This is a genomic window from Serratia sp. ASV30 (assembly GCF_016428815.1).
Lineage (GTDB): Bacteria > Pseudomonadota > Gammaproteobacteria > Enterobacterales > Enterobacteriaceae > Chania > Chania fonticola_C.
Map to the genome: position 1 here is coordinate 89,398 of NZ_JAELTL010000016.1, position 11,406 is coordinate 100,803.

Genomic DNA, 11,406 nt, shown 5'->3' on the forward strand with positions numbered 1-11,406 from the left:
ATTAACATCGATTAGCCAGGTGCAATGATGACACGGATCCCCTGGCAGGTGAAGGTGAACCCATCTCATCATTTATAGAGCAGGTTTCTCATTTTTGATATTTATCCGGTGAATACGGTAAGCGGCTAATACACTGATTATCAGCATAAAACCCTAAATGAGCGCTGCCGCCATAGGACGCTAAACCATTGTCGTATTTGGCAAAATATGTTAATTTGATCACATAATCACGCGGGAGAAACCACGATGAAAATGGCGATTTACAGCACCAAACAGTATGACCGTAAGTATCTTGAATTGGTAAATCAGCAGTTTGGTTATGAGCTGGAGTTTTTCGACTTTCTGCTAAGCAAGAAAACCGCCAAAACGGCTATCGGCTGTAAGGCCGTATGCATCTTCGTCAATGACGACGGCAGCCGGGAAGTGCTGGAAGAGTTGGCAGCGCTTGGGGTTGAAATCCTCGCCCTGCGTTGTGCCGGGTTCAATAACGTCGATCTGGATGCGGCGAAAGAGCTGGGTATCAAGGTGGTGCGCGTTCCGGCTTATTCACCTGAAGCCGTAGCCGAACACGCCGTGGGTATGATGATGTGCCTGAACCGCCGCATTCATCGGGCCTATCAACGCACCCGTGATGCCAACTTCTCGCTGGAAGGGCTGATCGGCTTCAATATGCATAACCGCACTGCCGGGGTGATTGGCACCGGTAAGATCGGCGTAGCTACCATGCGTATTCTGAAAGGCTTTGGCATGAAGCTCTTGGCCTACGACCCCTACCCAAGCGCGCAAGCGTTAGAGCTGGGTGCCGAATATGTCGATCTTAAAACGCTGTATGCCCAGGCGGATGTGATCACCCTGCACTGCCCGTTAACGCCGGAAAACCATCACCTGCTGAATGCGGACGCGTTCTCCATGATGAAGGACGGCGTGATGGTGATTAACACCAGTCGCGGTGCCTTGATCGACTCTTCCGCCGCTATCGATGCCCTCAAACAGCAAAAGATTGGTGCGCTGGGGATGGACGTATACGAGAACGAACGCGACCTGTTCTTTGAAGACAAATCCAACGATGTGATCCAGGATGACGTTTTCCGCCGCCTGTCCGCCTGCCATAACGTGCTGTTTACCGGCCATCAGGCGTTCCTGACGGAAGAGGCGTTGACCAGTATTTCGCAAACTACGTTGAAAAATATTGAACAGCTTGCGCGGGGTGAAGCCTGCCCTAATCAGCTTAATGCCTGATACTTTGGGGCGCGCTTAGCGCCCCTAATTCTTCCGACAAAACCTAAACAGGTTCGTAATAATGAAAAAACTGATCCCTTTAGCCATGGCTTGTGCGCTATTGGCTGGCTGTGGTTCCGCTCAAACCAAACAACACACCGTAGTAGAAAGCGATCTGCTGCATCATAACTTTGTGTTGCAAAGCGTGGATGGTGTGGCGGTTGAGGCAAAACAAGGCAGCGGCCCGAGCATCGAGTTCGGCGAGAAAATGAATATTTCCGGATCGATGTGCAACCGTTTCTTCGGCCAGGGCCAGTTAGAGAACGGCGTGCTGACGGTGAAAAACCTCGCCACGACCCGCATGATGTGCGCAGATCCACAACGTAACCAATGGGATCAAACCATCGGCACGCTGTTGGCTAACGGTGCAAAAGTCTCGCTCAATGGCCAACAGCTGACCCTGAGCGGCAGCGATCACCAACTGGTGTATACCCTGAAAGACTGGGTCAATTAAGTTGGCATTACCGGGCTAGCCATTAGCCCGGTACAGACTCAACGGGCACAGGCTCCACGGCCCAGCGCTGACTCTTCGCACTGTTTGCCGTTCGGCATCTGGCACATTCTGAGCGTATCGCCGTTGAGCGAATGGGCAATGGTGGTTACTCCGCCCACGCTGGCACAGCTTTCGCTGGTAGGTATCGCACCAATATTGGCACTGGTGGCGATCTGCTGTGGTTCTTGGTTGTTATTGCTGCTGCAGGCAGCCAAAGAGAGTATGGCGCCGGCAAGCAGCCATTTTGCTGTGATCATTATTCGTACCCCTGAACCGAAACGATGCTGTGTAATTTTGCCATTGCTGATAACCCGAGCCACTGGAACGATGGGCCCGTTTGGTTATCTTTGATGTCCACCCGTTGAGCTTCAAGTTGCCGCCTATTCATTTCTTCAACAAGCGGCAACCGGAAAGACAACTTTAGTAATCTAGCTTGTTAGCTTAATAATAGAAATATGATTAGCCATTAATTTGGCTTTTTTTTGACCTGAAAGCATTTTGCTCCCGATCAGTGCCCTGCCGACTTGGACAGCAGATTAATTACCAACACCCCGGCAATAATCAGCCCCATACCAACCACCGCAGGCAAATCCAGCTTCTGCTGGTAAATAAACACCGCGGCAATCGACACCAGCACGATCCCCAACCCGGACCAGATGGCATAGACAATCCCCAGCGGCATGGTTTTTACCACCATCGAAAGCCCCCAAAATGCTACCGCGTAACCCAACACTACAAACACCGATGGCCACAAGCGGGTAAACCCTTCAGAGGCTTTCAACAAGGTGGTGGCTATCACTTCGGCGATAATCGCCATAGCTAAATAGATAAATGCGGTCATTTTCAACTTCTTCTTTCTGTTTCGCGTTACATCAATATGATACGCGGAGATTAAATTAGCGTTACATCGCCGCAACGCTTTACCATTACGCTGTAAATAGTAATTATTTTTTAACGAAATATCACCTTACATCCAGATTTTGTGCGCCACACAAATGCGATAAAGCACAAATAACCCCCTCTGTTAGACTTTGCTGATGATTATAAGAAGCTGACTTTTGCAGCTTTGTGAGCACAGAAAGGTACTGCAGATGATAACTACAGATGGTAATAACGCTGTCGCTTCCGTGGCTTATCGCACCAGTGAAGTGATTGCCATTTACCCAATCACCCCAAGTTCGACCATGGCGGAACAAACCGCTGCCTGGTCCAGTGACGGCAGGAAGAACATTTGGGGCGACGTGCCCCACGTGGTGGAGATGCAGTCCGAAGGCGGAGCCATTGCTACCGTGCACGGCGCGTTGCAAACCGGCGCGCTTTCCACCTCCTTCACCTCGTCCCAGGGATTGCTGTTGATGATCCCTTCGCTGTATAAGCTGGCCGGGGAACTGACGCCATTTGTCCTCCACGTTGCCGCTCGCACCGTCGCAACTCATGCATTATCCATCTTTGGCGATCACTCCGACGTGATGGCCGTACGCCAGACCGGTTGTGCCATGCTGTGCGCCAGCAACGTGCAGGAAGCGCAGGATTTTGCGCTGATCGCCCAGACGGCCACGCTAAACAGCCGCTTGCCGTTCATCCATTTCTTCGATGGATTCCGCACCTCGCATGAAATCAACAAGATCGCCCCGCTGAGCGACGAAACGCTACAGCAGATGATGCCGCAGGACGCCATCGACGCCCACCGTAGCCGGGCTCTCTCACCGGATCATCCCGTCATACGCGGTACGTCAGCCAACCCGGATACCTATTTCCAATCGCGGGAAGCGACCAATCCGTGGTACGACAATACCTACCAACATGTGCAGCAGGCGATGGACAAGTTTGCTGCCATCACCGGCCGCAGCTATCAGCCGTTTGAGTATTACGGCCACCCGCAGGCCGAACGCGTGGTGATCCTGATGGGGTCCGCCATCGGCACCTGTGAAGAAGCTATCGACCACCTGCTGACGCGCGGTGAAAAAGTGGGCGTTCTTAAAGTCCGGCTTTATCGTCCCTTCTCCGCCAAACATCTGCTCTCCGTTCTGCCGGAAAGCGCACAAAAAATTGCGGTGCTTGACCGTACCAAAGAGCCGGGTGCTCTAGCCGAGCCTTTATACCTGGATGTGATGACTGCGCTGGCAGAAGCCTTTAGCCATGGCGAACGCGCCAGCATGCCGAGGGTGATTGGCGGGCGCTATGGGTTGTCTTCCAAGGAGTTTGGCCCAGACTGCGCGTTGGCCATTTTCCGTGAGCTGATGCTGGATAAGCCTCGCCCACGCTTTACCGTGGGCATTTTCGACGATATTACCGGTCTTTCACTACCGCTTCACGAAGAAACTCTCCCTCAGCGGGCCTCACTGGAAGCCCTGTTCTACGGTTTGGGTAGCGATGGTTCGGTCTCTGCCACCAAGAACAACATCAAAATCATCGGCAACAGCACGCCGATGTTTGCCCAAGGCTACTTTGTCTACGACTCGAAAAAGGCCGGCGGCCTGACCGTGTCACACCTGCGGGTTAGCGATAAGCCAATCAATTCGGCGTACCTTATCGACCGCGCCGACTTTGTCGGTTGCCACCAGTGGCAGTTTATCGACAAGTATCAAATGGTGGAGCGGCTAAAACCTGGCGGCATTTTCCTGCTCAATACCCCTTATAGCGCGGATGAAGTCTGGTCGCGCCTGCCGCAAGAGGTCCAGGCGATCCTGCATCAGCGCCAGGCAAAACTGTATATCATCAACGCGGCCAAGCTGGCGCGCGAATGTCATTTGGGTGCCCGCATCAATACCGTGATGCAGATGGCCTTCTTCCATCTGACAAAGATCCTGCCGGGTGAAGTGGCGTTGCAGGAACTACAGGGAGCGATTGCCCGCAGCTACAGCAACAAGGGCCAAGAGGTGGTCGAACGTAACTGGCAAGCCTTGGGTGCCACGCTGAGTGAGCTGACGGAAATCCCACTGCGCCCACTCGACAGCAACAGTCCAATACGTCCACCGGTGGTTTCCGACGCCGCACCGTATTTTGTCAAAACCGTTACCGCCGTGATGCTGGCCGGGCTGGGCGATACCCTGCCGGTTTCGGCTTTCCCCCCAGACGGCACCTGGCCTGTGGGCACCACGCAGTGGGAAAAACGCAATATCGCCGAAGAAGTGCCGATCTGGCAGCCGGACCTGTGTACCCAGTGCAACCACTGCGTCGCGGCCTGTCCGCATTCAGCCATTCGTGCCAAGGTGGTTCCGCCAGAAGCCATGGAGTACGCCCCTGCCACGCTGCAATCGCTGGATGTAAAATCCCGTGATATGCGCGGTCAGAAATATGTATTGCAGGTCGCCCCTGAAGATTGCACCGGCTGTAACCTGTGCGTAGAGGTTTGCCCGGCGAAAGATCGCCAGAATCCGGAAATCAAGGCGATCAATATGGCATCTCGCCTCGATCACCTGGCAGAGGAAAAGGCTCATTATGACTTCTTCCTGCAACTGCCAGAGATCGACGCATCGCAGTTGGAACGTATCGATATCCGCACCTCGCAGCTGATTTCTCCGCTGTTTGAATATTCGGGTGCCTGTTCCGGCTGTGGCGAAACACCATATATCAAGCTGCTGACTCAGCTGTATGGCGACCGGTTGCTGATTGCCAACGCCACCGGTTGTTCTTCTATCTATGGCGGTAACCTGCCCACCACACCTTACACCACCAACGCCGACGGCCGTGGCCCAGCCTGGGCAAACTCGCTGTTTGAGGATAATGCCGAATTTGGTCTGGGCTTCCGCCTGACAGTGGATCAGCACCGCCGCCGCGTATTGCGCCTGCTCGACACGTTGGCACCGCAATTACCCGCTCAGTTGGTGGCCTCACTGCAAGCAGACGAGATTGCCACCGGCCCGCGCCGCCAGCAGATCGCCGAATTACGTAGCCTGTTGGCTAACGTGACAGGCAACGACGCTCGTCAACTAGCCACCGATGCCGATTATCTGGTGGATAAGTCTATCTGGCTGATTGGCGGTGACGGCTGGGCTTACGATATCGGCTTTGGCGGTCTGGATCATGTGCTGAGCCTGACGGAAAACGTCAACGTGCTGGTGCTGGATACGCAGTGCTACTCCAATACCGGCGGGCAGCAATCCAAGGCCACTCCGCTGGGGGCCGTGACCAAGTTTGGTGAGCTCGGCAAGCGCAAGGCCCGTAAGGATCTTGGCGTCAGCATGATGATGTACGGCCATGTGTATGTTGCGCAGATCTCATTGGGTGCGCAGCTTAACCAGACGGTGAAAGCGATTCAGGAGGCAGAAGCCTACCCTGGCCCTTCCCTGATCATCGCCTACAGCCCTTGCGAGGAACACGGTTACGATCTGGCACTGAGCCACGACCAGATGCGGCAGCTAACCGCGACCGGCTTCTGGCCGCTGTATCGCTTCGATCCACGTCGTACTGCGGAAGGCAAAGCTGCGTTGGCGCTGGACTCCCGGCCACCGAACAGTGAGCTGACGGCGACCTTGAACAAGGAACAGCGTTTCCGCCGCCTCAATACGCAGCAGCCTGAGGTTGCCGCTGCGTTGTATGAAGCAGCAGAAAAAGAACTGAAGGATAAATACGATTTCCTTAGCTTGCTGGCTGGAAAGTCTGAGAAGGCAGGTTCGGAGTAGGTATGTTGAGGGCGCGGTTTCGCGCCCTTTTTTGCTCTGGTTCACTATGTTGAGGCTGCGCCCATCCAAATGATCGTGGCCACCTGAACACTTACGAGCTGTTTTTTAATATCAGCGAGCAAGTGTATTCGCACTCTAAGAGCCAGAAAAAGCGCTTTGCGGTTTCCCTTATGTAATCACACTGTTTTTGACGTGGAATGTCGAAGTGTCTTGGGAACATAACATGTAAATAACCATACTCCTCATCAAAGCAATCAACGAAATCGCTTCGGACCCCATTCCAATAGTTAACAACTCGACTTAACATTGGACTGTCAAATTCATACCAGCGATCGAACGTGTCGATTAACGTGCCCCAAACGACGTTTTCATCCTCAGACCAGGCCAAAATCTTAAAGCACCGTCGAAAATAGTAGACCGTGGCCTCCAAACTATCCGGATAGGGCTTACCGATATCTTTGAGATATGCTGCAAAGTAAGTTTGCACCTCTTCCCTGACTAAATCTTTGTCTAGCCCTAGTGAAGCCAATATCAGCAGATTATCAGAGTATTCTCCAGCTAATACCCTCTGTTCAGCCCAGTCAGTGAAGTCACGTAAGTTTTGAATGGTAAAATCAGGACGCGTCTTTGCAAGGAGATCCTTTAAATCTGTTGAGTTGCCAACCACAATCTGTCCTTGAATGGCTATGAACCTTGAACTGACATTACCACAGCTCAAACGAATAATGACCAAATCCTCCCAGAGAATGCTAAACTTGCCCGCTAAAAGTGTCATACCGCCGTAGCGCACCCAAATGAGAACGAGCACGATTTAAATGTCAGAAAATCAAACAATTAGCCAAAAAGCTCAGTACAACCTGAATGTAAAACAGACACCATCAAAACTCATTGATAATTAATAATTTATTTTTATCGTCGCATTACCTTCATGATTGAAATACACCAAGCAATAGTGAACTTGAGACTTAGTGTGATCATTACTCAACTTTGTTTGTCAGTTCAATGACCCGATCGACCGACGCTATTGTGGTTTCACGGTGGGCAATGATCACCCGCGTAATGCTGAGCGCCTTTATTGCCTGATTTACCACCGCTTCACTGTCCTTGTCCAGAGCACTAGTGGCCTCATCCAGGAACAAAATTGCCGGTTTCTTGTAGATTGCACGGGCAATAAACAGCCGTTGCTTTTGCCCGCCGGACAATCCTTCACCCAGTTCCCCTATCAGGGTTTCGTATCCCATAGGCATGCGCATGATCACGTCATGTAGATAGCTGGCACGGGCACACTCCTGCATCCACGCATCATCCACCTCGTCCGCAAACCCACAGATATTTTCCCGGATCGAACCAGAGAACAACTTGTCGTCCTGCATCACGCAGGCGATCATCTTATGGTAGTTGTTGATACCAAGCTGCTGAATATCGATACCGTTCACCTCAACACGACCAGAATCAGAGGGGAACAGCCCGCACAGCACTTTCATCAACGTGGTTTTGCCTGATCCAGATGGGCCTACGATGGCCACACTCTCGCCCGGCGCAACAGTCATCTCTAGGGCATCAAAGATGACCGGTGACTGGCTGTCGTAGCGATAGCTCAGATCATGGGTTGTCAAGCTCACCGATTGTAGTCCCGGCTCGTAAGGGAGATCGGGTTTGCGATTTTCTCGCGGATGCAGAGCAATATCGGCAATGCGTTCGTTATGCAGGCTCATCATGCGCAACTGCAGTAAAAACTCCGTCAGCGATCCAATGCGGTCAGAGAACTGCCCCCGGAAGGCACCGAACGCTACGAACATCCCGATGGTCATCTGGTTATCGATCACAAGGCTGGTTCCCAGCCACAGGACGGCAACCTGATCACAGGCGGCAACCAGAGTTTTGATGCCGCCAAACAGCATGTCCATTTTGGTAACCCGGATACCCGTATTGATAGTGTCGATTTCGAGGTTGAGCCAGTGGGCAATGCGGCGTTTCGCCATGCCCTGCATCTTGACGGTGGCGATGCCGTAGAGCGTCTCCATAAAATACGAACCGGCCCGGGCATTTCTCACCAGAACCTCCTCGGACAGTTGTCGGTAATACCCGTAGGTCAGCATGCGCATCAGTACGTAGAATGCGGTGAAAGCGATCACTACCCAAGTTAGCCAGCCGCCATACAGCACTATCATCACCAGAACGCCAATGACCATGATGGAATCCATGATGGCGCCGACAATACTGCTGGTGAAGGTGCTGCGCAGCTCATCCAGTGAGCCGAAGCGTGACTGAATATCACCCAACTTACGCCGCTCAAAGTAGCCCAGAGGCAAGTGCAATAGATGCGTAAACAGGCCAGACAGCCACTGCACATGGATGAGCGTCGCCATCACCAGTCCGGACCAGGCGCGTACCATACCGATGGCAGCCCGCAACAGAATGAATATCATCAGTCCGACGCAAATGAGTGCCAACAATCCGCGATCCCCGGCGGGAATGGCGTGATCCATAACCAGTTGTGTGCCGACCGGCATCACCAGATTGATAGTTTCGAACACTAGAGACAAACAAAAGATCTTGCCAAGCGTCCTATTGAGGCCATGCACGCTGCCAATCAGTGTGCGGAGGCGAATTCGGTGGCTGACACTGTCTGCGATGAATTCGCTGCCGGGCCACGCTTCGAGCGCCACGCCAGTGAAACTGTGCGACAGCTCCGTAAGACTGACGGTCCGGTGGCCGCGCGCTGGATCATGCAGCACCACATGGTTGCGTTTGACGCTAACCAGCACCACGAAGTGGTTGAATTCCCAATGCAATATGCAGGGTATTTTTAGGGCGCCAAGCTCGTTCAGATCCAGTGACAGGGGGCGGGTGGCCAGCCCCAACTGTTCGGCGATACTGGTCAGCCCGGCCAGCGTGGCGCCACGACTCGATAGGTTGAACTCCCGGCGCAGCGCTATCAGGTCGATGTTTTTGCCGTAATGGCCACAAATCATCGCCAGGCTGGCGAGTCCGCACTCCGAGGACTCTGTTTGGTGAACCATCGGAACCCGATGACGCCACCGCAGGTCCAACTGGCTGACTAGCTGTTTGAAAGCAAGCTTACTCATTGACCGGCCCCGTCGCGCTGTGTGTCATGTCGTAGAACGGTGACAACATCCATTGATAAATTTTCCTTTTCTCGAGAAATAGGGTGCTTTGTGCTTTCATGCCGTTTTCCAGGCTAAGATGCTTGCCGTCATAGTCAATGGCCTGTTTCTCCGGTCTGACGATAACCTTGTAATACGGCTCGGAGGCGGTCAACGCGGCTTTTGGAGCACCCTGGTAAGTCAGCATTTCCTGCGGCGAAGCCGGGGCTTTAGAGATGACGGACACAGTGCCTGCGAACTGGCCAAATTTCTCCGCAGGAAAGGCGTCATAGCGCAGATTGACCTGATCACCGGCGTCAATATAGGGAATGGCGTCGTTGGGCACCCAAAGCACCAGAACATAGTGATCGATTTCGTGCGGGACCACCTGCAGCAGACTGTCACCGACGTTAACCATTTGGCCGACCGTGACGCTTAGCGAGTCGATGCGACCTTCGGCCAAGGCACGGACGATGATTGCCCCGCCAGCATCGATGTTTAGCCGTTCCTTTTGCAGCTCGTAACGCTGCAGTTGCATCTGGTAAATCTTGTTGTCGAATTCGGCGGCCTGGGTGTAGCTCTGACTTTCCAGCGCGGTGATCTGCAAGGCGTTTTGCTCGTTTTGGCCGGACAAGCCCAGCAGGTTGTTCTGATGCTGATAATACAGCGCCACCTGGTTGGTAAGTTGATCCTTGTTAATCAATCCTTTGGTCTGATAGTGCCGGTAGTTCTCCATGTTATCTTTCATGATGCGAATCCCTTCCTGAGCCAGTCGGAGTATCTCCGTAGAGCGCGCGAACGCGGTGATATACTGCGTCTTTTGTTTTTCCAGCATTGCGAGTGTGACCTGCTTGCTGCTTTCCAGTCGGCTGACAATTTGCGCAATACGCGCCAACTGGCCATCGATATCCCGGCGCTGGTTGTCGCTGACCACACCGCTGTGGGTACTCTTGCTGACATCGATCTGGTAAATGGGCGCACCAGCGGTGATCACCTGTCCCTCTGTGACGAATTGTTTGACCACCACTCCCTGGACGGTGGAATAGACGTTGGCGGCGCGCGGATAGGTGCTGATCTCGCCGGTCACATTGACCCGCCGGATATAGGTGCCGGCGATAATGAATGAGAGAAACGCAATGAGAAAAAATAGGCACATTCCCAACATGAGCCAAAAGGAAATACCGGGCAACAGCAATGCCCGGCCGCACCATTTTATTTTATGATTATCAATCGCTTCCTGGCGAAACACCGTTTTCTTCCTTAAAAAGATGGAGATAGCATCAGCAGCCATATATCGCGCATTCGATATCGCATATCAAATCCAGGTTATTTCAATGGTGAAAACACCAGCCGAACGCCGTATAGCACAGAAGTGAACCCTATTGAGATAACGGAGTCTTTGCAAAAGATAGACTTGCCGTGCAATATTCTCGCTGTCCCTAACGAACCCAATAACGGGCGCAGCATGCTGCGCCCTTGCATGGTGAATCGGTTAATATATTACCGCCAACTATTTTGGATAGTAGTGGTTTACTAGGCGAGATACCAATTCGATCACAACAAACGTACACGCGAGTGAAACCAAAATTTTTGAAATATCTGATGGAGCAGCATACCACCATGATGGCCATACTCCGGCCCCATTTAGTAATGCATTTGACAAAAACAGGGCTAGCAAAATAGAAAGAATATTTACAAGTTTCTTCATGAAATTGGCCTAAACGAGTATAACCGACATATTTTATTTAAAACGTAAATTTTGGCCGACTACCAAGAACATGAGCCGCCAGAGCCAGAACCGCAGTTGCTTCCACCTGTCCCCCCTCCTGTCTCTTATACACATCTAAAAAAGGGGGGGGGGGGGGGGGGGGGGGGGGGGGGGGGGGGGGGGGGGGGGGGGGGG

At 52.7% G+C, this 11,406-nt stretch carries 8 protein-coding genes; 3 read left to right on the forward strand and 5 right to left on the reverse strand.

What is annotated here, in order from left to right; all coding sequences use genetic code 11:
- The first annotated feature begins 246 nt into the window (after positions 1-246).
- Together JHD74_RS09870 and hslJ are read left to right on the forward strand one after the other, a co-directional pair.
- Complete coding sequence (locus JHD74_RS09870) at positions 247-1,239, forward strand: 2-hydroxyacid dehydrogenase (RefSeq protein ID WP_024486550.1); 993 nt, start codon at positions 247-249, stop codon at positions 1,237-1,239.
- Between the two features lie 61 nt (positions 1,240-1,300).
- On the forward strand, positions 1,301-1,732 hold the full coding sequence (hslJ, locus tag JHD74_RS09875) for a heat shock protein HslJ (RefSeq protein WP_074029168.1): 432 nt from the start codon (positions 1,301-1,303) through the stop codon (positions 1,730-1,732).
- Between the two features lie 38 nt (positions 1,733-1,770).
- Here hslJ and JHD74_RS09880 read toward each other — a convergent pair whose 3' ends face one another.
- On the reverse strand, positions 1,771-2,028 hold the full coding sequence (locus JHD74_RS09880; RefSeq protein WP_074029170.1) for a DUF333 domain-containing protein: 258 nt from the start codon (positions 2,026-2,028) through the stop codon (positions 1,771-1,773).
- Positions 2,029-2,279: 251 nt separating this feature from the next.
- A complete protein-coding gene (locus tag JHD74_RS09885) occupies positions 2,280-2,612 on the reverse strand; it encodes an SMR family transporter (protein WP_021806525.1) in 333 nt (110 codons plus the stop codon).
- Positions 2,613-2,862: 250 nt separating this feature from the next.
- Here JHD74_RS09885 and nifJ point away from each other — a divergent pair, with 250 nt between their 5' ends.
- Positions 2,863-6,396: a pyruvate:ferredoxin (flavodoxin) oxidoreductase gene (nifJ, locus tag JHD74_RS09890; RefSeq protein ID WP_199062620.1), complete on the forward strand. Its 3,534-nt coding sequence runs from the start codon at positions 2,863-2,865 to the stop codon at positions 6,394-6,396.
- 91 nt (positions 6,397-6,487) lie between these two features.
- Here the strand turns inward: nifJ and JHD74_RS09895 are convergent, their stop codons facing one another.
- From JHD74_RS09895 to JHD74_RS09905, 3 genes are all read right to left on the reverse strand, one after another.
- A complete protein-coding gene (locus JHD74_RS09895) occupies positions 6,488-7,171 on the reverse strand; it encodes a hypothetical protein (RefSeq protein WP_199062622.1) in 684 nt (227 codons plus the stop codon).
- A 202-nt stretch (positions 7,172-7,373) separates the two neighbouring features.
- Positions 7,374-9,485 carry a peptidase domain-containing ABC transporter gene (locus tag JHD74_RS09900; RefSeq protein ID WP_199062624.1) on the reverse strand — a complete coding sequence of 704 codons (2,112 nt, stop codon included), beginning with the start codon at positions 9,483-9,485 and terminating at the stop codon, positions 7,374-7,376.
- Complete coding sequence (locus JHD74_RS09905) at positions 9,478-10,752, reverse strand: HlyD family secretion protein (RefSeq protein ID WP_199062626.1); 1,275 nt, start codon at positions 10,750-10,752, stop codon at positions 9,478-9,480. The genes JHD74_RS09900 and JHD74_RS09905 overlap by 8 nt, the downstream gene beginning before the upstream one ends.
- Positions 10,753-11,406: the final 654 nt, after the last annotated feature.

Excerpts from the sequence above, each read along its gene's own strand:
- nifJ (WP_199062620.1), top strand. The coding sequence starts at position 2,863 with ATGATAACTACAGATGGTAATAACGCTGTCGCTTCCGTGGCTTATCGC.
- JHD74_RS09900 (WP_199062624.1), bottom strand. The coding sequence starts at position 9,485 with ATGAGTAAGCTTGCTTTCAAACAGCTAGTCAGCCAGTTGGACCTGCGG.
- hslJ (WP_074029168.1), top strand. The coding sequence starts at position 1,301 with ATGAAAAAACTGATCCCTTTAGCCATGGCTTGTGCGCTATTGGCTGGC.
- JHD74_RS09885 (WP_021806525.1), bottom strand. The coding sequence starts at position 2,612 with ATGACCGCATTTATCTATTTAGCTATGGCGATTATCGCCGAAGTGATA.
- JHD74_RS09895 (WP_199062622.1), bottom strand. The coding sequence starts at position 7,171 with ATGACACTTTTAGCGGGCAAGTTTAGCATTCTCTGGGAGGATTTGGTC.
- JHD74_RS09880 (WP_074029170.1), bottom strand. The coding sequence starts at position 2,028 with ATGATCACAGCAAAATGGCTGCTTGCCGGCGCCATACTCTCTTTGGCT.
- JHD74_RS09870 (WP_024486550.1), top strand. The coding sequence starts at position 247 with ATGAAAATGGCGATTTACAGCACCAAACAGTATGACCGTAAGTATCTT.